The following is a 22,898-nucleotide window of genomic DNA, read 5'->3' as shown; positions in this document are numbered from 1 at the left end:
CATTTAAATGATTATCTAGATAAAATCAAGCCTAGTTTATTTTTCATAAGCTAAATTAAACCTAGCTTTTTAAAGCCATTATATATACCATCTTTATCTATATCATCTGTTACAAAGTCTGCTATTTCTTTTAATTTTTCAACGCCATTACCCATAGCTACTCCGCAATTAACATATTCTATCATTTCAAAATCATTATATCCATCACCAAAAGCTATAGAGTCCTCTCTATCAACTCCTGCTGCCTTTAAATAGCTTTCAATTCCGCTAGCCTTAGTGATTCCGCCAATTCCAATCTCACCAGCTACGCCAATATCTACGCCCTCAGGTGTAAAAGAAAGGCCAACTAAACTAAATTCATCTCCTAAATATTGTCCGATTTCTTCTAAAGACATACTAGCTCTATGAAAAACCAATTTTTCCACCTTAGGATTATCAACTAAATTATCATCAAGCTTTAATTCGCCAGCCACCTTAGATAGGGGAATTCCAATGCTTTCAAGCTCCTTATAATATGCCATCATCTTATCCTTAATAGCTGATGGAATAACTGATTCCTTATCTGTTTGAACTGTATAGATAACATCATGACTATCTAGATATGTAAAAAGCTTCTCCTTTTGCGCTCTTGTCATATATCTGTGGTAAAGTTCTCTACCCTTATAACATACAACAGCACCAGCACCGCCAATTACACCATCTATTCCAAGATTCATAATTTGCTCATCAATCTGATATAGGCTTCTTCCTGAACACACAACCATTTCATGACCATTAGCGCGAGCTAATTTTATAGCCTCCTTAGTTGATTCAGGAATAGTTCCATCAAAGTCCCTAAGTGTTCCATCTATATCTAAAAAAACTACTTTCTTTTTCATATTCATTTCCTTTCTTCTTTTTATCTCATTTTTCTTACGTATAATTTGACCACACATTTATTCTACTTTATATTTACATCAAGGTAAATAAACATATTATTAAAAAATTCCTGTCCGAATCCGTGCGCATCCTCGCGAAGCATTTAACTCAGTCGGAGCTCGTACTCCGACTGAATTAAAAATTGGGTCAGTTACCTGACCCAATAAAATATAAGAAAAAAAGTATAAAAATTTGTGTCTCTAGATAATGATTAGTCTAAATCCTCGCCGTTGCTTGCGATTACCTTCTTATACCAATCAAAAGAATCCTTCTTAGATCTAGATAAATCACCTGTTCCATCATCATATTTCTTAACATAGATGAAACCGTATCTCTTAGCCATTTCACCAGTTGATGCTGAAACTAAATCAATACAACCCCAAGGTGTGTAACCCATTAAGTCAACACCATCAGCAACTGCTTCTCTCATCTGCTCAATGTGCTGTCTTAAGTAGTCAATTCTATAGCTATCGTGTACTGAGCCGTCTTCTTCAAGTACATCCTTTGCACCAAGGCCATTTTCAACAACCATAAGAGGAATCTGATAACGGCTATAAATCTCATTAAGAGAATATCTAAGTCCCTTAGGATCAATCTGCCAACCCCAATCAGAAGCCTTAAGATATGGATTAGGAATACCCATAATGATATTGCCCTTACCAGCCTGCTTATCTGGATCTGCTGAGTAGCAGTTTGACATATAATAACTAAATGTATAGAAGTCCACAGTACCTTCCTTAAGGATTTCATCATCTCCTGCTTCCTTCTTAATTGTGATACCCTTCTCTTCAAAGAATCTATCAGCGTAGTAAGGATATTCACCACGTACCTGAACATCAGAGCAGAACCAGTTCATCATCTGCATAGCTCTCTGTGTTCCAACAACATCATCTGGATTACATGTAAGTGGATACATTGTAGCAAAAATATTCATATCACCCATCTTAACATTTGGATAATTATCATGAGCATATTTAACTGCAAGTGCACTTGCAACAAATTGATGATGAAGACCCTGATAACGAATCTGAGGTTCATCTGGAATTTCATTCATTGCAATATTTAAACCCTTAACACAACCAAGTGAAAGTACAGCACCCATTGGCATTGTACCTGAGTTAATCTCGTTAAATGTTAAGAAATACTTAACTCTATCTGAATAACGGTCAAGAAGAGTTTTTGCATATCTTACATAGCAATCAATTACTTCTCTTGAATACCAACCATTATATTTTTCAACTAAAGCATATGGAATTTCATAATGAGAAATTGTAATAAGTGGTTCAATTCCATACTTTACACATTCATTAATTACATTATCATAAAATTCTAGACCCTTCTCATTAGGTGTTTCTTCCATACCTGTAGGATAGATTCTTGTCCAGTTAATTGAGAATCTAAATGTCTTAAATCCCATCTCTGCAAAAAGTGCAATATCTTCTTTGTAGTGATGATAAAAATCAATAGCCTCATGGCTAGGATATAAAGTATTTGGTTCAATTGTTGTTGTAAGTCTCTTAGGATTAGTATGAGATCCATTAGTACACATATCAGAAATTGATGGTCCCTTTCCATCTACATCCCAAGCACCTTCAAACTGGTTAGCAGCTGTTGCGCCGCCCCATAAAAAATCGTCTCTAAATTTCTTCATTACTAATTTAATCTCCTTTCTTGTTAAGTAAAACCGGCAAGATTATTTAAACCCTGCCGGTCTTAAATTCATCAATAAATTATATAATTATCAATTAGAGTAAAGTGATAAGTTCATCACCTACTGATGCATTTTTAGCATCTGTTGGAATAACATCTGCGTAATCATCTGAGTTAGAAATAATAACTGGTGTATCAATCTTATAGCCAGCTTCCTTGATACCTGCGATATCAAATTCAAGTAAGAGGTCACCCTTCTTAACCTTATCGCCCTGCTTTGCCTTTGTTGTAAAGCACTTACCATCTAATTTAACTGTATCCATACCTACATGGATAAGTATTTCTGCACCATTATCTGTCTTCATTCCAATAGCATGTCCTGTTGGGAAGAATACAGTGATTTCTCCATCTGCTGGAGCATATAATTTTCCTTCTGTAGGAACTACTACTACACCCTTACCAAGAGCGCCTGAAGCAAATGCTTCATCTGGAGCTGTAGCTAAATCCTTAACTTCACCCTTTAAAGGAGAAACAACGATTTCACCCTTTGAAGAAGCAACTGTTTCTACCTTCTTAGCTGCCTTAGGAGCTGAATCCTTGTAGAAGAGAAGTTCTGAAATAACACCAGCAACTACTGCACAAACTGAAACGATAGCTGCGATTACCATACCCTTTGTAGAGTTGTCATGTGTAATAAATGCTGTGTATCCAAAGATACCCATACCAGCCATTGTGTATGCTCTAACGCCTGAAGCGATTAATACAGCACCACCAACACCAGCGATTGCACAAGTTCTAAAGAAAGGAGATTTCTTAGGTAATGTTAAACCATAAATAGCTGGCTCTGTAACACCACAAACACCTGAGATGATTGCAGAAGGAGCAAGTCCCTTAATCTTCTTATCCTTTGTCTTAATCCAGATACCGATACAAGCACCTGTCTGAGCAAATGTTGTAGCAAACATAGCTGCAAGGATTGTATCAGGCTGACCTGAGTTAATAGCAACCATAGCAACTGGAACTAAAGCCCAGTGTAAACCAAACATAACGAGTATCTGCCAGAAGAAACCAACAAATAAACCATAAACAATATTGTTAAATCCTGCAATAGCGTTAAATGCTGCACCGATCCAATCAGCAAGTAATGCAGAAACAGGTCCGATAACATAGATTGTCATAACGAATGCGATAAAGAGTGTAATTAATGGAACAAAGAATGTCTTAATTACATCTGGAATAATCTTAGCAATGTACTTTCTAATCCAAGCAGCAAAAGCAACACCACAAATGATAGGAATAATTGAGCTTGTGTAGTTACCTGAACTTGGCATTACTACTGGAATACCAAATAACTTGTCAATTGCATATCCTGATGTTGTTGAAAGATAAGGATAAATAATTGCACAACCAAGTAATAAACCTTCGATTTCAGGCATCTTAAATTTCTTAGCTGCTGTATAACCAATGATTGGTGGTAAGAAATAGAATGCTGAATCACCAAGTGAATAAAGAATATTATAAGTTGCATCTGTTCCATCTGATGCTAACACACCAACAGCTACAAGGAGTGCTAATACACCCTTAATAATACCCATTGCACATAAAACACCAAGGAAAGGAGTAAAACAACCTGTAATAATACCAATAAAGGCATTAAATGGGTTTGTCTTAACTTTTTCACCTGAATCAGAATCTGCCGATTCTGCTGTGGCAAGACTTTCTAAGTGTCCTACTTCTACTACTGTCTTATAAACATCTGGTACATGGTTACCAATTACAACCTGATACTGTCCACCACTATTAAGTACAGTAACAATACCATCTGTCTCCTTTAAAATATCTGTGTTTGCCTTAGATACATCCTTAAGTGTAAATCTAAGTCTTGTTACACAATGAGTAATATTAGCGATATTACTCTTTCCGCCTACGTTCTGAATAATAATTCGAGCTAGGCCATCATACTTACTTGCCATATTGCCTCCATTCTAGGTAATGTAAAAACCCCTTTAAACATTCCCTAAATCATTAAAAAATTTTTCGACTATATAAATATATATAATTGGATTTCTCCAATAAAAAAACCCGAAAGGACATAATTTCACCACGAAAAACAGTCCGTGATATAAATTAAGCCTTCCGGGTTTTGCCGACGTTACTCGTAACAATCCCTAAAGATTAATTACTTTTTTGCATCCATTAGTTCTCTAATTTACCAATGGAAATATATTAAATTTTTGACTCCTTCACAATTCTTGCAATGTGTACAGTTAAGTACACTCTCTCTTCTTCAGAAGCTGTGAAGTTTAACTTCTTACTTAAATATTCAGTTATCTTATTAGCACATGCATATTCTTTCTTATAATGATTCTGAACTCCTTCAAGGAATAATTCATCATCTTCTCCATAGACTGTTCCCGCTATAGCTCTTTGTGTCAAGAACTTGAGGTGGGTAATAAAACGTTCATAACTAATTGACTCTTCATCAATATTTATACCCAGAGTATAGGTAACGATATTAACCACGTCTTTGATAATGGCGGGCAAATCTGATGTTGTCCTCATATCGCCGTCCATTTCGGCGTTAACTATATGTAGTGCTATAAAGCCTGCCTCGTCATCCGGCAGTGCAACTCCTGTTGCCTCCTTTACTAACTTAACAGCCTGTTTCCCAATGTCGAACTCTGCTTTATAAAATTTCGATATTTCCCACAGCAGTTCGTTATGAAAAACGATACCCTTCTTACTTCTCTCAATCGCAAAATTGAGATGATCTGTAAGTGTTATATACACGTTACGATTAAGATGTCTGTTCAATTGCAACTTTGCATTATGGATTATCTGGTTAGCTAATCTAACATGTTCATAAGGCATCTTACTAACTAATTTTTCGTATTGGCTTACGTTTTCCTCCGGCAGGTGGAAAATCTTCTCGATCTTTTCCTTATCAATTTCATCGCCGTGTTTCTTGCCAAAACCAATGCCCTTACCAGTTACGATTACTTCAGCACCGTTCTCAAAAGAACTTATTACATTGTTGTTAATAACCTTCTCAATAACCATAATAACTAAAAAAAGACCAGCATCATACACGAACCTACAACTGTTACTTTATAAAGCAACTAAATAGCCCCGACGTATAATCCAGTCTTGCCTTCCTAAAAGTAACAATCTGTCTCACATCTTGGTTATATTGTACATTATTCTTTGCTTTAAGTCAATACTTTAGTTCATTTTTTACAAAATAATGTCAATCAAATTGATACAATTTAAACAGTTCTTGAAAAAGCCCTTAAATACTAAACTTCTAAAGGATTCTGAAATTTTTCTAATATCTAAAACAATCACCGATTTTGATTGTTTATTTAAACGCTCAAATTCGGTGATTATTTATTTTTTACAATATTTTATTTTAGCTTTTTATATCCTTTTTAGTATTAATTACTAATTAATATTAGAGAGCTTTCTTGCCTCACTTGATATACCTTTTAATGTTTCACCAAAGTCTTCAAACATATCTACTGCTACCTGACTCTGAGTTGCTCCCTCATTAGCAAGGGATGTAACCTGCTGACTCATTGCAGATAGATTCTGAATACTATCTGTGATTTCATTTGTCGAAACCTCAATAGTGGTCATACTTTCACCAATACTTTCAAACTTATCAATAAGGATATTTACTTGATCATTTATTATTTTAAATTTTTCTCCTGTCTCAGTAATTAAATCTGTCTGTGCATGTACTGATTCAGCAGTTTTTTCACAGCTCTGCATTGCAACACCTACATCTGCTGTTAATTCCTGAATTATAGCTGTTATCTGGTTAGAAGCTAGGCTAGTTTGCTCTGATAACTGTCTAATTTCCTCAGCTACAACTGCAAAACCCTTACCTGCTTCACCTGCTCGTGCTGCTTCAATAGAAGCATTTAATGCAAGAAGGTTTGTCTGACTTGAAATAGAAAGAATTGTACCTACAATATTTTGTACTTCTCCTACCTTATTAGTTACAGCCTTTGTTGATTCAAGAGTCTGCTCAGATTCACTCTCAACAAGCTTTGACTTATTATCAAGATCATTAATAATCTTTCTGCCTTCCTTAACATTATTCTTTGTATTCTTAGAGGTCTCATTTAATTCGATTCTCATATCAGACATAATATCCGTCTGAGCTTTAATTTCCTGACACTTTGCTGACTGTGCAGAAATAGCTTCTGCTGTATGCTCTATAGATGATGAAATATCATCCATTCCTCGTGAATTGCTAATAATTATATTTTTAACTTCTGATGCTGAACCGCTAGCCTTATCAAAAAGAGATGTAATATTATCTGCAATTTCTGTCATAGACCTAGCCACTTTTTCTTGCTTTTTAGCATTCTTTAGAATTGTCTCATTATTCTCATTATTAAATGTAACTAACATTCTAATTGAACTTACAGCAGCAATACAGGCACAAAGCAATCCTAATGGAAAAATAACAAATTCTACATCAAAGCCCTCTGATTCAATAGCAGCTCCTATATTTTTAAAGAAAACAACTGCTGTTGAAATCACAATTACTGCTTCTCCTACCATTACTAAACGTACATTTAAATAAATAATAGATGATAAAAGTACGCCAAGACCCAATACAATGTAAGAAAAATTATTTTCTAATAAAAGAGCGCTAATAAAAACCAAAGAACTACCGCCCATTATTGCAATTGAGCCCTTTTTCTCAGCCTTATATTTGGTATTACCAATAATAACTCCTACAATACCTAACGCTGCAAATAAAATTTCAGCATTAACCTTCGCATTTAGATCTGTCTTTACTCCATTAATCAATATAAGAACCACAGCAATAACAATAATTATAAGATTAACCCTAAAGGCACTTCTATTTGCCCTGATATATTGCTCTTCTGTCATAAAAAAAGAACCTCCTTATTTATTATTTAATTATCACGCTCGTAAAATTTGTAATAATTATACCATAAGAAGGTTCTTTATTCTATATGTTTATATTATTTTTAACATTAATTATGCTACTTTTGTAAATGTAATAACACCGTCTGAATCAGACCATGTCATTGTATTACCGCTTACTGAAACAGCATACATAATTGTATCTGTTGCATCAGCTGGGTTTGTTACTGTAATGTAACCATTGCTAACTGTTACATAAACTGAGAGTGAATCTCCAGCTGCTGTAAGTGTACCTGTACCATCAGCATTAATTGTAATTGAAACGCCTTCTGATGAAGACCATGTTCCTAAGTAGCTTGTATCAGCTGCTGCAGGAGCCCCTAGTGTTGTTCCTGTTAAAGGATCTGTTGTAGTTCCTGTGATAGCAGGTGTTGAAACGCCTGATAAGCCTGTCATACTACCCATTAACTGCTTATAAAGTTCTGGTGAAAGTACCTTTTCAAATACGCCTAAATGAGTAATAACTTCAGTTGTAAGAGCACTCTCCTGAGCTGATGTCATTGTTGAAACATCTATTGGATTCTTGAAATCAGACTTAGTATAGTCAAGACCTGTAAAATCATTAGCCTTCACGCTACCGCTAACTTCGAAATTAATCTTATCTGAATCAATTTCACCAACAATGCTAAATTTATCTAATGTAATTTCCTTGTCACTGTTCTTTGTTACTTCAGCTAATACAGTTAATGTCTTAATATCTTCACTTGGAATATTCATTGTAAAGTTAGCTGAATACTTCTTATCTTCTTTCTTTACAACTAAATCCATTGATTCTGAACCAGATGTAATACCTGTATGAACATAATCTAGTGTATCTTTCTTACCGATAAATTCAGCAAATATTGAAGCATCATCTTCTGTTATTGCAAGTCTAACAATTTCGTTCTTCTTATTAACACTCATTTCGAATGTTACTGGCTCAAAGTCATCAAGTTCACTTTCAAATGAAGACTTAACCTTATCCTTTGAATAGCCTGAAAGTGATGATACAAGTGAAACATATGAAGAAATCTTCTTGTCATTATAAAGTGCATCTACTGCTGAATTAAAGCCCTTAACAACAGCATCTCTATTAATACTTACTTCATACTTAGTAACCTTAATATCGCCATTTTCTGACTTGAATGTTTCATTACCCTTCTTTGTATAACTTAGGTTATCAACAAATGTATAGTAACCTTTTAATACATCGCTTACAACAGCCTTAATTTCTTCAGAATACTGATCCATTGAATCTAAATCAATTGAACCTGAAGATGCTAAGCTACCAAGTTCAGCTGAATAATTAGAATATGTAGAAATTACATCATCATAATCAACTGAAAGTGTTTGGCTAAATAATTCTGGGCAACTAAAATAAATCTTGTCAGTATCTGTATAGAACTTAAGTGTTAATACATCTTTATCACTTTTATCGCAAAGTGATAATGTACCAGCAAATTCGCTGTCTTCTAAATTAGACTGAATATCATACTTAATAGTCTTAGCATCAAGATATGAAGCATAATCCTTACCATTAACTTCTGCCTTATTAAGAGTTAATTGTGAAGTAACATCTACTTCTGTTTCACTAGAAAAATCTGTTTTAGTAAAATCATCTACATAAGAATCTACGTTCTTACCTAAATTCTTTAATGCTGTAACTGCCTTAGCCTTAGGTGATAATGCATTAGCAATAAGTGGATATGTAAAATATCCAGCCACACCAATAACTACAAGGATTGCAGCTACAATAGCAACAATCTTAGGCCACTTCTTCTTTGGCTTTGGTGTATTGTTAACAGTACCAAACTGTGCCTGATCAAAACCACCCATTGAGCCAAAAGCCTGAGGCTGGCTAAAGTTATTAGCCTGATTAAATCCATTGTTAAATTCCTGATTTGTTGTATTAGTAGATGTTGCTGTCTGATTATTAAAATCATTGTTAGCAAAGTTAGCTGTACTACTAGCATCAACAGTTGTGTTATTAACTACTTCATTAGATGTAGTTTCTGCGTTAGGTGCCTTCTTCAAAGGGCTGCCACATTTAGGACAGAACTTTGATTCACCTGCGTTAAATCCGCATTTTGTACAAAACATAAAATCTCTCCCTTTTGAACATATTTTGACTAATCGTTTCTTAAATATCTCAGAAATCGATTTCTTAATCACGATTGTTATATTATCAAAAAAATAACAATTTATCAATATTAATATTATTGATTAAAAATAGGGTAAACGTATGTTATTTTGCACGTTTACCCTATTTCAATCAACATATCGTCATCTACTTAACCATATGTCTAACTTTATTTAATTCTTGAATATCTAACAAATTCGTAGCAAATATCAAAATATGTGTGTTCATCGCTATTTGCTGTTATCTTCCATTCTGGATCTTCATCTAAATTTGGAAAAAATGTATCTGCTTCATATTTATAATCTATCTTTGTAATATGTGCAGTATCGCAATATGGAAGCATCTCTTTATAAACTTGACCACCACCAATTATATATACATCTTTAGTATCATATTCCTTTAACATTTCAAGAAGGCTTGGAATATCATGAGCTACAAGACAGTCCTTATTATTAAAACTTCTATCACTTGTAAGAACTATATTAGTTCTATTAATTAATGCTGAATTATTAGGTAGGCTATCAAAGGTCTTTCGTCCCATTACCACAACTTTACCTGTTGTTTCTTCTCTAAAAAGCTTCATATCCTCTGGGATATTTACAAGTAATGTTCCATTTTTTCCAATTGCCCAATTTTTATCTACTGCTGCTATTAAATTCATTATTACAATCTCCCTTCTAATTCTCTAGGAATGTAAGCGCAAACCTTAACTCCCTCCTGGACATACTCTTCCTTTAGAAGTTGACCATACTCTCTAATTAACTGTATCTTGCCTGCTTCGCTATAAGGAAATACTCTCTCAATATATACTCGCGATTCCATAATTATTTCCTGAAGGGTATTTAAAAATTCTTCCTGACCTATATGGCTTTTATTAGAATAATTTATGCAATAATCTGCTTTTGTATCCTTTATTACCACAGGCTCCTCAAACTTATCAACCTTATTAATTAGTGTAATAATCTTCTTATCTTTAACTCCTAATTCCTCAAGGGTTTTGTATACCGTCTGCATATGTCTGTCATAATCTTCATTAGAAGCATCAACCACATGAATGATAATATCTGCGTATTTTGCTTCTTCTAGAGTACTTCTAAATGCTTCTATTAAATGATGAGGAAGCTTTCTAATAAAACCTACTGTATCAGTAAGTAAGATTTTCTCCTTATTAGGTAATTCCAATTCCCTAGTTGTAGGGTCAAGTGTGGCAAAAAGCTTATCTTCAGATAGAACATTAGCATTAGTTAAATCATTAAGAAGTGTTGATTTACCTGCATTTGTATAACCTACAATTGCACAAACCAAGGTAGTTGCCTTATCTCTTTTTGTTCTTTGCACTTCTCTATGAGCCTTAATCTCATCTAAATCTCTAGATAATTTTGTAATTCTGTCTCTAATTAATCGTCTATCTGTTTCGATTTTTTTCTCACCAGGTCCTCTTGTACCAATACCACCACCAAGTCTTGAAAGGCTTACACCAAGTCCTGATAATCTTGTGGAACGATATTTAAGCTGTGCCATTTCAACCTGAATCTTACCTTCACTTGTAGTTGCCCTCTTAGCAAAAATATCAAGAATTACCATTGTTCTATCCATAACCTTAGTCTGTAATTCATCCTCTAAATTGCGCAACTGTGCAGGTGATAATTCATCATCACACACAATACCTGTAGCATCTGCTTCTGCAATATATGCTCTTAACTCATCTAATTTACCCTTACCAATATAAGTTGCTGGATGAAAGCTATCCCTTGGCTGAATCATTTTACCAACTGTAATTGCACCTGCTGTCTTTACTAGTTCTTCAAGCTCCTTTAAAGACATCTCCACATCATCCTTAGGATTTAATTCAACACCAACAAGTATTACTCTTTCAATCTCTTCATCTGTATCATATAGTCCCATATTATACCTCAATCTATCTTTCTTCTAAGAATTAAAAACGTATTTAATCATACTAAAAATCGTGTTAGATGTATCCCTTGAATAAATAGCCTCCTTAATCATAACCGGATTATCTGTAATAAGACAATCAACTCCTTTATTTGTAAGGTTTATAGCAGATTCACTACTATTAACTGTCCAAGCATATACCATTTTTCCTGAGTTGTGAATCGCATCTACTGTTCTTTTTGAAAGGAAGGATGCATTAACACTAAAGAAATCCACATCCTGCATATTGTAAAAATCGCCATATGCCATGGATAAAATATATCCAACCTGAATGTTACTGTTAAATCCCTTTACTGCCTTTAAGGACTTATAATCAAAAGAAGTAACTACCACACGATTTTCCATATTATATTTAGCAAGTAAATCAACAAGTTCCTTAGCTATTTCATATCGTGTATTGTTAGTCTTAATTTCAATGTTTAGGTCAATTTTTCCCTGAACTAATTCAAGAACTTCCTCAAGTGTAGGGACTTTTTCTCCCTTAAATTCATCAGAATACCAAGAACCAGCATCTAACTTGCTTATTTCATCATATGTCACTTCCGTTACCTTTTTATCTAATCCAGTTGTTCTATAAAGGGACGGATCATGCATAACAACTAATACTCCATCACTTGTCATTTGGATATCAAGTTCTATGCAATCTGCCATATCATCAATAGCAGCCCTAAAAGCTGCCAGTGTATTCTCTGGTGCATCCACTGAATTACCCCTATGTGCTGTAACCTGAGTACTATGAAAAATAGCAACTCTTTCAAATGGATTATCATTAAAACTTAATGCCACATAAAGTACGCAAAGTATAGTTGAAATAGAAAGAATAATTCTATAAATAAGCTCATTCTTTCTGTCTGACCCCTCTTCAATATCCACATAATCAAAGCTTATATAATCTGTATCAACTAATGAATAATACATTGTTGAAATAAGCGAATATGAAAGAGGAACAGCTATAAGTGTCCATACAATATTAAAAATCGCTTTAATAGTTCTAAGTGCAGATAAATAAAGGGTACTTCCAATATATGCCCTATCAAGAATTCTAACTCCAACTACCAATACAATAGTAATAAATAGGTAAACCAAGCCAAAAATCAAGGCCACAATTAAATTGTAGACTATAATATTTAATAAAACCTTGCCTAAATTCTTCTTAACTAATTTACAACTAAGCTTAAAGCTTTCTCTAAACTTTTTCTCCTCTAGAATATGAATGTTAGCTGTAAAAATTCCGCTTATAACCAATACATAAATAATTGCAATTCCAAGAATCAAGAAAAGCTTAATATACCAACTTCCTCCAATTATATGTACTCTAAAAAGCGTCTTATTAGTTTCTGTAAAAACCATATTTATAAATACCACCACATTAATAAATGCAATAGCAAATAAATACACAAAAAAAAGAGGAAAATGCTTAATTTTAAAGTTCATTTTTACACGCTTATATGCGTTATATAAACAATCCTTAATTGAAGCCTCATATCCTCTTCTTCCAGTCTCAAATGCCACAGACAAATATGACATTTCAAAAATACAATATGTAATTAATAATCCAATAGACAAAAGAATTAAAATAATAACAAAAGGATTAGTGAGGGCTTTAATAATATAGCCATTGGTCAAATAACTAATTTTGGCAAACTTCATTCCTAACAAAAGAATAAATGTCAAAAGCGGCACCGTTACTGCAATTGCGCCTAATTTAAACACCAATTCAAATCGTAAAATATTACCTCCGCTCGATTTTAAGAGCTTTAAACTATTCCTAATGTTACTAATCATAATCCCTAACCTATCTTAAATATACTCTTCATTCTATCTTTAGCTCTTGCATTGAAATCCCTAACGTTATCTGTTGCAAGAAGTCTATTAGTAAAGTGATATACAAAATCGCTTATATATGAAACCACAAGCACCATAGATAATGCAACGCAAACCTTAGGATTAATCATACAAACCAATTTTTGAATATAGTCATTGGCAATACCAAAAACCAATACTGCAACAAAACCCCAACCAATTGTTGACTGGAGACAAATAATACCTTTGTAATTAAATCTTAAGTGGTCATAATTCCACCAAACTTCACCAAATAACTTTAACATAACCTGTGCAGTTAAAAATTCAAAGGCTGTAGCTCCAATTGCACCTGCTATATAAAGGGCAAATAAATTATGCTCAATTGGCTTAAATAGGATAAATGCAAAAAATACACCAAATCCATAAATTACACAAAATGGTAATTTAGCAAAACCTCTATTTTCCCAATATCCAAGCTGATGCCTAATAACTACACATTCCATGCACCATCCAAGAAAGCTATAAATAAAAAACCAAATAACAAATTGATTAATATTCATACCCTTAAATACAAAATTAGATAACACGTTATACATACTCTCTCCTCACCATATCATTAGTACACTAATATACTACTATATTTTCTAAGTTTTAACAATAAAATAGGGCATATTAAATATGCCCTAAGTATAATACATTACACAATCATTATTGGCAACATTTCTTAATTAGCCATCAAGCCTTCAAGTGTTTCTCTAACAGCCTTAATAAAATCCTGTGTATTTAATGTTGTTGGATTTGGATCTGTTGTAATAAGAGCTAAATCCTTAGTCATCTTACCATCTTCAACAGTCTTAATACATGCTTTTTCAAGCTTGTTAGCAAAATCAACTAAATCATTTAATTTATCGATTTCGCCTCTCTTTCTTAAAGCACCAGTCCAAGCAAAAATTGTTGCAATAGGGTTAGTTGATGTTTCTTCGCCCTTAAGATGCTTATAATAATGTCTTTGAACTGTACCATGAGCAGCCTCATATTCATAATATCCATGAGGAGATACAAGAACACTAGTCATCATTGATAATGAACCAAATGCTGTAGCTACCATATCTGACATAACATCACCATCGTAGTTTTTACATGCCCAGATAAATCCGCCTTCAGATCTGATTACTCTAGCTACTGCATCATCAATTAATGTATAGAAATATTCGATTCCTGCTTCTTTAAATTTATCAGCATATTCCTTATCAAAGATTTCCTGGAAAATATCCTTAAAAGTATGATCATACTTCTTAGAAATAGTATCCTTAGTTGCAAACCATAAATCCTGCTTTGTATCAAGAGCAAAATTAAAACAGCTCTTAGCAAAATTCTCAATTGAATCTTCTAAGTTATGCATGCCCTGTAAAATACCAGCTCCATTAAAGTTATGGATAAGCTCTCTTTGTTCGTTACCATTCTCATCAGTAAATACAATTTCAGCCTTACCCTTGCCACTAACCTTCATTTCAGAAGCCTTATAAACATCACCATATGCATGTCTTGCAATTGTAATAGGTTTTTTCCATGTTCTAACATATGGCTCAATTCCCTTTACAATAATTGGTGCTCTAAACACAGTACCATCAAGCATAGCTCTAATTGTACCATTAGGACTCTTATACATTTCCTTAAGGTCATATTCTGTCATTCTAGCAGCATTAGGTGTAATTGTTGCACACTTAACAGCAACACCTAATCTCTTAGTTGCATTAGCAGAATCTATAGTAACCTGATCATTAGTTTCATTACGATGAACAAGTCCTAAATCATAGTATTCTGTATTAAGTTCTACAAATGGATTAAGTAATTCCTCTTTAATTAATCCCCATAAAACTCTAGTCATTTCATCTCCGTCCATTTCAACTAATGGAGTTGTCATCTTAATTTTTGCCATGTTACACATTCCTCCTACATAAAATAATGGCTAATGGTTAAAGCCAAATAACTATTAGCCTTGTAATAGTTTAAGCTATTACTGTCAGACCCATCTTAATTAAATTTCTTGTTAATTATAATTTATGCAGACTTTTTTGTAAATAAAAGACTAGGGCTTTATATTAAGAACTAATATAATAAAGCTAACATTTTTCTAATTTCTTCGTCATTAGGATAAGAACAAATTGCTCCCTTTCTTGTTACACTTATTCCACAACAAACATTAGCATAATCAAGATATTTTGAAAGTTGTTCACTAGTTAGATTCTCTAAATCAGCCTTAGTTACATTAGAATTATTAAGCTGCCAAAGAATAGCACCAATAAAACCATCACCAGCTCCTGTTGTATCAACAGCATTAACCTCCATAGACTGGCTAAATGCTTTAGCATTCCTAGTAAAAGCATATGCTCCCTTTGAACCCATTGTATAAATAACTAATTTAACTTCACCTACCATTAATTTAGGAAGCGCCTCATTTATATCACTTGTTCCTGTAATAAATTCTATTTCTTCATCAGAAACCTTTAAAATATCCGCCTTTGGAATAAATTTCCATACAGCTTTAAAAAGTTCTTCCTTTGAGTCCCATAAATTAAATCTTAAATTAGGGTCAAAACTTACAATGCCATCATTCTCTTTAGTTAAATTAATAGCCTTTACATGTGCATCCTTCATAGGAAAGTTTCCTAAAGAAACAGAGCAAAAATGTAAGCCAAAAATGTCCTTAAAATTCACTTCAGATAAATATTCTTCCCTATAAAGCATATCTGCACCAGGACGTCTAAAAAAAGCAAATTCTCTATTGCCATCTTCTTTAAGTGCTACAAAAGCAAGACTTGTATTAGCTTCATTAGTTCTTCTAACTGTACTTGTATCAATGCCAAATCCAGAAAGCTCATTAACTATCTTATCTCCAAAGGCATCATCTCCTAACTGTGTAATTATAGAAGCATCTCCACCTAATTTTTTATAGCATCCACACACATTAGCAGGAGCACCACCAACTTTAGGGCTAAAGCCTTCTACTTCACTAATTGCCTTAGAATTTTCCTGTGGAATAAAATCAATTAAAGCCTCACCAATTGCTAATAACTTCTTCACTTCTTACTTCCTCACTTTCTTAATCCATTGACCAGGCGTTTACATTAACACCTTTTTCTACTTTAATGCTTACTAAATCCGATACTGGATAATATCTAGTAGTAAGACAATATTCACCATCATTTACATAGATTTCCATTATACAGCCATCCATGAAGATGTCTAATTTTTTCAATTCACTAAGAGGCACAATCCTTTTAGTTCTTCCATCTCCTGTGTTATTTTTAAATTCAAGAATAAGTTTATCATCCTCATGTCTTAATTCTAAATCATCATTAAAATAAAGGCATCCACCGTTAAACATATCCGCTGTTAAATTCCAGTAAAGATCAGCTTGAATATTATTATCAACAACTAATAATTTATCCTTTCTTAGCTTATATATATCCTTTACTGGCATTTGATATATCTTGCCATTTTTATATTCTAGCTTTCTTATAAGGGTCATGGAGTGCTGCCAGCCCTCCTTAATTGACGGTGTATTTCCATATCCTGCATCAGGCACGCCAGCCCAGCCAATTAAATAAGTACTATTATCATTAGATTTAAAAGTCTGTGGAGCATAAAAATCAAATCCTAAGTCCCACTCGACTAAATTTTCCTTAATTATAATCTGATTTAATTCTTCATCAACAGTATTTATAATGTCCATTTTATTCAAATCAATATATCCAGATTGATAGATATTAGCAAATCTATCTGGCATTGATTCTAAGCCCTGTGGGCAAAAAGAAAAAATATTATGTCCATTTAATTCAAAGTAATCTGGACACTCCCACATATATCCATAATCATACTTTGGAATATAGCTTCTTGTTAAATTCCAACTATCCTTATTGTCTGATTCATACAAAAGAAATGCTGCCTTGCTATCTTTAGTTCTTGCACCAAGCAACATATAGTATTTATTATCCTTTTTAAAAATCTTAGGGTCTCTTACATGACAACTCATATTAGAAGGATAATCTTTATTTTCCAAAAGACATTCCTTGTCTTTAAAATCAAAACCTTCATCACTTACCACCCTAAGGCAATTATGTCCCCTGCCCTCATTAATATAATCATAATTTCCTTTGTGTTTAACATTGCCTGTATAATATAGTTCTAACTTTCCGTCTTCTGTATAGGCTGTACCTGAATAAGCACCGTCCTTATCCCATTTAGAATCTGGAAAAACTGCCTCGCCTTCAAATTTAAAAGTTACTAAATCCTTAGATGTATAATGACCCCATGTCTTAAGACCTCCATTTACATCATCTTTACTGTATTGAAAGAAAATGTGATATGAACCCTTATAATAACAACTACCATTAGGGTCGTTAAGCCAACCCTGTGGTGGCATTATATGAAATTTATGTTGATACATATTAGTTTTTCCTCCACAAAATAATGTCAAGACTCGCTCGCGAGTCTTGCGCGCCGAATGAGTTAAAATAAGGGACTAAACATATATTTAGCCCCTTTTATAATCAATTAAGTATTTTTTACTCTTCCCCTGAAGGATCCTTATATAAAATCCATGAGCAAATAAATGCAACAACAAATGATACAAGCATTGTTAATGCATATCCAACAACAAACTTTGTTGTAATTAAGAAACCAAATAAACCTGTAATACCATAAGCACTTGCATAGATACCTGAGACAGCCGCTACAAATCCACCTGCTGCACCACCGATACAACCTGCAATAAATGGCTTCATAAATCTAACGTTAACACCAAAGATAGCTGGTTCTGTAATTCCTAAGAAAGCTGAAAGAGAAGCTGGCATAGCCATTGACTTAATCTTCTTATTCTTAGACTTAATACCAACAGCAAGAGCTGCTGCACCCTGACCTACGTTAGCTGCTGTAGCAATTGGCATCCACTTATTCATAGGAGTTGCAAGAGAACACATCTCAGCTTCAATCATGTTATACATATGATGAAGACCAGCAACTACTGTGATTGCGTAAAGTCCGCCAATTAAGATACCACCAATACCAAATGGTAAACCAATAAGTGTCTGAGCACCTGTTAATACCCAACCTTCAACTGTTGAGAAGATAGGTCCAATAATTGTAAGTGTTAAATAACCAGTAACAAGTACTGTTACAAGTGGAGTTACAAAAAGATCTAACATTGCGGGTACAATCTTATGTAACTTCTTCTCAATAAATGACATAATAAGGATTGCAATAATTACTGGAATTACATGTCCTTGGTAACCAACCTGGTTAATATCATAAGCCCCAAACCATACTGACCACTTTGGAATTACACCACCTGCTGATTCAATGCTTGCAACTGACCAAGCATTAGTTAAAGAAGGGTGAATCATAATAAAACCTATAACTGCTGCAAGGAATTCATTGCCACCAAACTTCTTAGCTGCACTTATTGCAATAAGGATTGGTAACATGCTAAGAGCTGCACCAGCAAAAAGATTAATAATTTCATAAACACTAGTATTAGCAATTTCTGGGTATGCACTTGATAAACCACCAAGTAAACCGTTTAATAAACCACTTGCTACAATTGCAGGAATAATAGGTACAAAAATATCACCTAATGTCTTTATTGCTCTAAAGAAAATATTCTGTTTCTTAGAAGCTGCTTCCTTTACTTCCTCTTTAGTACTAGCCTTAGAACCAGATAATTTAATGAATTCATCGTATACATCATTAACAATACCTGTTCCAAAAATTACCTGAAGCTGTCCCTGAGCTTCAAAACATCCCTTTACGCCTTCAGCGTCTTCAATAGCTTTCTTATTAACTTTGCTATTGTCTGCAATTACAAGACGAAGTCTTGTAGCACAATGTGCTGCACTAACAACATTGCCTGCGCCACCTACACCGTCAAGCACTTGCTTAGCTGCCTTACCATAATCCATAGCTTACCTCCATTACACTACGTTAAATTAATGCTTCCTCATGTGAGAACGTTCTCACATCGTAGTTATATTATATCTATAAGGTCATTTGTTGTAAATGCACAATTGTAACAATATGTATTTATATTTTTTGTATAGTTTACACAAAACAAATTCCAACAAATTAAAACAGGAATCCCACTTATCATATTACAATTTTATGATATACTTTATCTATTATATTTAACGAGATTAATGGGAGGGTAATATGACTATAAATGAAATCGCACAACTTGCAGGGGTTTCAAGAGCTACCGTATCTAGATATCTAAACAACGGTTATGTAAGTGCAGATAAGAAAGAACGTATTAAGAAAGTCATAGACGAAACAGGTTACAAGCCTTCTACTTTTGCACAGACACTTCGTAGTAAAAAAACCAACTATATCGGAGTTATAATTCCCAAAATAAATTCAGATTCAATAGGTCGCATGGTTGCAGGTATCACCAATGTTTTATCAGATAATAACTACCAGCTTTTACTTGCCTGTACTAATAATAACGCAAGCGAAGAGCTTAAATACCTTAACCTCTTTAAGGAGAATCAAGTAGATGGAATTATTCTACTTGGCACAGTTTTTACTAAGGAACACATAAAGACCTTATCATCCTATCAAGTTCCAATTGTAATTTTAGGTCAAAGTCTTGAGGGTTTTTCTTGTATATACTCCAATGACTATATGGCAGCATATTCCCTTGGAGAAAAACTTGCAAAGACCTCTAATAATACAGGAATGATTTTTGTTACAAAAAAAGATAAAGCTGTAGGTTTTAATAGACGAAAGGGCTTTATTGATGCATTTAAGGCTAACCATAAAAACATTAATCAAAAGCAAATTATTGAAACAGCCTTCACCCTTGAAGCAGGTTATGATGCTTGTAAGAAGCTTTTTACTGACAATCCCGATTTAGATACACTAATTTGTGCCACTGATACTATTGCAAGCGGTGCCATTAAATATCTAAGAGAAATTGGCAAAAAAATCCCTGAAGACGTTCAAATAAGCGGCTTTGGAGATAGTGCTTTTTCAAGAGTTTCATACCCTTCTCTAACCACTGTACATTTTTATTATGAAGAAGCTGGGCAAAAGGCCTCTACTCTTCTTCTAAGAAAAATCAATAATAAGGATGAAGAAATAAGCGATACTTACGAGCTTGATTACTCACTAGAAATAAGAGAATCAACTAGAACTAATTAAAAGAATTATTGATAGTTTTGGCCTTAAGTGTTATAGTTAGAAGGCTTGTATTTTTAAATATAGACATCAAACCAAACAATAGATTTATTACAACAGGAGGATATTTATATGTGTGGAATTGCTGGTTTTACTGGTGCTTGCAAAGACGAGAACGTCGTTCTTAAAAAAATGATGGACTCTATCATTCATAGAGGACCTGATAGTGCTGGAGCACACAACGAAGAAGGACTTGTTCATCTAGGTTTTAGAAGACTTTCAATTCAGGATTTAAATAATGGTGATCAGCCAATGTACAACGAAGATAAGTCAATGGTTATCACATTTAATGGAGAGATTTATAACTTTAAAGAATTAAGAGAAGAACTTATTGCTAAAGGTCATACTTTTGCTAATAAAGCTGATACAGAAGTATTAATTCATGGCTATGAAGAATATGGTAAGGATTTACTTAACAAATTACGTGGTATGTTCGCTTTTGTAATTTGGGATTGTAAAAATAAGACATTATTTGGTGCTAGAGATTATTTTGGTATTAAGCCTTTTTATTATACAGTTGCTAATGGAAACTTCGTATATGGTTCAGAAATCAAGAGTATCTTAATGCATCCAGATGTTAAGAAGGAAGTTAATCCGGAAGCCCTTGAAAATTATCTTACATTCCAGTATTCAGTACTCCCTGAAACATTCTTTAAGGGAATCTTTAAATTAATGCCTGGTCATTGCTTCGAATTTAAAAATGGCGAGTTAAAGATTGAAAGATACTGGGAGCCAGTCTTTGAACCAGATAATTCTAAGACAATGGATGAAGCAGTTGAAGAAATCGATGATATTATTGCTAATTCAATTGAATATCATAAGATTTCAGATGTAGAAGTTGGTTCATTCCTTTCAAGTGGTGTTGATTCAAGCTATGTTGCATCAACATTTAATGGAGATAAGACATTTACAGTTGGTTTTGATTACAATAAATACAATGAAATTGACTACGCTAAGTCTCTTTCTAATAAGATTCAGATTGATAACTATTCTAAGCTTGTTACAAGTGAAGAATACTGGTCAGAAATTCCTAAGATTCAGTACCATATGGACGAGCCTTTAGCTGACCCTGCTGCTATTGCACTTTATTTTGTAAGTAAGACTGCAGCACAGCATGTTAAAGTTGCTATGTCTGGTGAAGGTGCAGATGAATTCTTTGGTGGATATAACATTTACAAGGAACCTCTTGATTTAGCAGGATTCCAGAAACTTCCTAAGGGATTAAGAAAGAGCCTTGCTAAGCTTGCTAAGGCTGTTCCATTTAAGTTTAAGGGTAAGAACTTCTTACAGCGTGCAAGCAAGACTGTTGAAGAAAGATTCATTGGTAATGCCTTTATGTTTAACGAAGAAGAAAGAGCTAAATTACTTAAAAATCCAGGAAATAATACTAACCATACTAAGCTTACAAAGCCTTTCTATGACAAGGTTTCTAACTTAGATGATATTACTAAGATGCAGTACATCGACATTAATTTCTGGTTAATTGGCGATATCTTACTTAAGGCAGATAAGATGAGTATGGCTAACTCTCTTGAAGTTAGAGTACCATTCCTTGATAAGGAAGTTTGGAATGTTGCAAGAACACTTCCTACTAACCTTAAGGTTAATAATGAGAATACAAAGGTTGCCTTTAGAAAAGCTGCAAATAAGCACCTTCCAGATATGGTTGCTGAGAAGAAGAAACTTGGTTTCCCAGTACCTATTAGAATTTGGTTAAAGGACGAAAAATACTATAATATCGTTAAGAACGCATTTACAAGTGATGCAGCTAAGGAATTCTTTAACACAGATATCCTTGTAAAATATCTTGATGATCACAAAAATGGTAAAGCTGATAATTCAAGAAAAATTTGGACTATTTACATCTTCCTTGTATGGTACAATGATTTCTTTGGTGATAGCAAATTAGCAGCTTAATAAGCAATAAATATTAATGACAAAAAGTTAATCGGGTAGGAGGTAGATAATTATTTTATCTACCGACCTCCCACAGCACCGTACGTACGGTTCCGTATACGGCGCTTCTCTAGTTTTCACATATTTTCAAATAAAACTCTGTGAATGTTGGGTATCCTAGTTCACGGAGTTTCTTGTTGTTAAACGCAGTCTGTAATACAAAATAACTACCGCAATACCAGTTGCCATTTCGCATGTTTGCGCATATCCACGCTTTTCCTTCTTCCACGCCTAACTTTTTGAGTTCCTTGAATTTTGTTTTAGCCTTCTTCCATTGTTTCCAGTAGATTGTCCTTATCTT

16 protein-coding genes and 1 pseudogene are annotated in these 22,898 nt (G+C 33.7%); 2 read left to right on the top strand and 15 right to left on the bottom strand.

What is annotated here, in order from left to right; genetic code table 11:
* Positions 1-50: 50 nt before the first annotated feature.
* The 14 genes from T537_RS0100085 to T537_RS0100020 form a co-directional block, all read right to left on the bottom strand.
* Positions 51-878 (bottom strand): Cof-type HAD-IIB family hydrolase, encoded by an 828-nt coding sequence (locus T537_RS0100085; protein WP_031555335.1) that lies wholly within the window; start codon positions 876-878, stop codon positions 51-53.
* Between the two features lie 251 nt (positions 879-1,129).
* Complete coding sequence (locus tag T537_RS0100080; protein WP_027437444.1) at positions 1,130-2,569, bottom strand: glycoside hydrolase family 1 protein; 1,440 nt, start codon at positions 2,567-2,569, stop codon at positions 1,130-1,132.
* Between the two features lie 94 nt (positions 2,570-2,663).
* On the bottom strand, positions 2,664-4,541 hold the full coding sequence (locus T537_RS0100075; RefSeq protein WP_031555332.1) for a beta-glucoside-specific PTS transporter subunit IIABC: 1,878 nt from the start codon (positions 4,539-4,541) through the stop codon (positions 2,664-2,666).
* Positions 4,542-4,794: 253 nt separating this feature from the next.
* Entirely contained in the window at positions 4,795-5,658 is an 864-nt protein-coding gene (gene licT, locus T537_RS0100070) for a BglG family transcription antiterminator LicT (RefSeq protein WP_051554919.1), read from the bottom strand.
* A 351-nt stretch (positions 5,659-6,009) separates the two neighbouring features.
* Positions 6,010-7,476, bottom strand: coding sequence for a methyl-accepting chemotaxis protein (locus T537_RS0100065; RefSeq protein WP_027437441.1), 1,467 nt, complete (start codon positions 7,474-7,476; stop codon positions 6,010-6,012).
* A gap of 111 nt (positions 7,477-7,587) precedes the next feature.
* A complete protein-coding gene (locus tag T537_RS11840; RefSeq protein WP_034210176.1) occupies positions 7,588-9,612 on the bottom strand; it encodes a zinc ribbon domain-containing protein in 2,025 nt (674 codons plus the stop codon).
* Between the two features lie 209 nt (positions 9,613-9,821).
* Positions 9,822-10,313: a dihydrofolate reductase gene (locus T537_RS0100055; RefSeq protein ID WP_031555330.1), complete on the bottom strand. Its 492-nt coding sequence runs from the start codon at positions 10,311-10,313 to the stop codon at positions 9,822-9,824.
* Positions 10,314-10,315: 2 nt separating this feature from the next.
* Positions 10,316-11,557 (bottom strand): GTPase HflX, encoded by a 1,242-nt coding sequence (gene hflX / locus T537_RS0100050; protein WP_027437439.1) that lies wholly within the window; start codon positions 11,555-11,557, stop codon positions 10,316-10,318.
* Positions 11,558-11,581: 24 nt separating this feature from the next.
* Positions 11,582-13,390 (bottom strand): glycerophosphodiester phosphodiesterase family protein, encoded by a 1,809-nt coding sequence (locus T537_RS0100045; protein WP_081823222.1) that lies wholly within the window; start codon positions 13,388-13,390, stop codon positions 11,582-11,584.
* Between the two features lie 5 nt (positions 13,391-13,395).
* The gene (locus T537_RS0100040) at positions 13,396-14,004 is read right to left on the bottom strand and encodes a putative ABC transporter permease (RefSeq protein ID WP_031555326.1); all 609 of its coding nucleotides are present in this window, start codon (positions 14,002-14,004) and stop codon (positions 13,396-13,398) included.
* A 128-nt stretch (positions 14,005-14,132) separates the two neighbouring features.
* Complete coding sequence (locus tag T537_RS0100035; RefSeq protein WP_031555324.1) at positions 14,133-15,347, bottom strand: NADP-dependent isocitrate dehydrogenase; 1,215 nt, start codon at positions 15,345-15,347, stop codon at positions 14,133-14,135.
* Between the two features lie 170 nt (positions 15,348-15,517).
* Complete coding sequence (locus T537_RS0100030) at positions 15,518-16,492, bottom strand: carbohydrate kinase family protein (RefSeq protein WP_031555323.1); 975 nt, start codon at positions 16,490-16,492, stop codon at positions 15,518-15,520.
* Between the two features lie 19 nt (positions 16,493-16,511).
* Complete coding sequence (locus tag T537_RS0100025) at positions 16,512-17,858, bottom strand: glycoside hydrolase family 32 protein (protein ID WP_051637112.1); 1,347 nt, start codon at positions 17,856-17,858, stop codon at positions 16,512-16,514.
* A 118-nt stretch (positions 17,859-17,976) separates the two neighbouring features.
* A complete protein-coding gene (locus tag T537_RS0100020; protein ID WP_034244034.1) occupies positions 17,977-19,368 on the bottom strand; it encodes a PTS transporter subunit EIIC in 1,392 nt (463 codons plus the stop codon).
* 247 nt (positions 19,369-19,615) lie between these two features.
* On the opposite strand from T537_RS0100020, the gene T537_RS0100015 reads away from it, so the two are divergent.
* Together T537_RS0100015 and asnB are read left to right on the top strand one after the other, a co-directional pair.
* Positions 19,616-20,605, top strand: a complete 990-nt coding sequence (locus T537_RS0100015) for a LacI family DNA-binding transcriptional regulator (protein WP_031555316.1) — start codon at positions 19,616-19,618, stop codon at positions 20,603-20,605.
* A 108-nt stretch (positions 20,606-20,713) separates the two neighbouring features.
* Complete coding sequence (asnB, locus tag T537_RS0100010; RefSeq protein WP_027437433.1) at positions 20,714-22,558, top strand: asparagine synthase (glutamine-hydrolyzing); 1,845 nt, start codon at positions 20,714-20,716, stop codon at positions 22,556-22,558.
* Between the two features lie 109 nt (positions 22,559-22,667).
* Here the strand turns inward: asnB and T537_RS12995 are convergent.
* Positions 22,668-22,898: pseudogene (locus T537_RS12995) on the bottom strand (group II intron reverse transcriptase/maturase); the annotation flags it as partial.

The organism is Lachnospira multipara LB2003 (assembly GCF_000702205.1).
GTDB classification, from domain to species: Bacteria; Bacillota; Clostridia; order Lachnospirales; family Lachnospiraceae; genus Lachnospira; species Lachnospira multipara_A.
The sequence above is the reverse complement of the archived record's forward strand: the minus strand, read 5'-3'. Positions and strand labels throughout refer to the sequence as shown.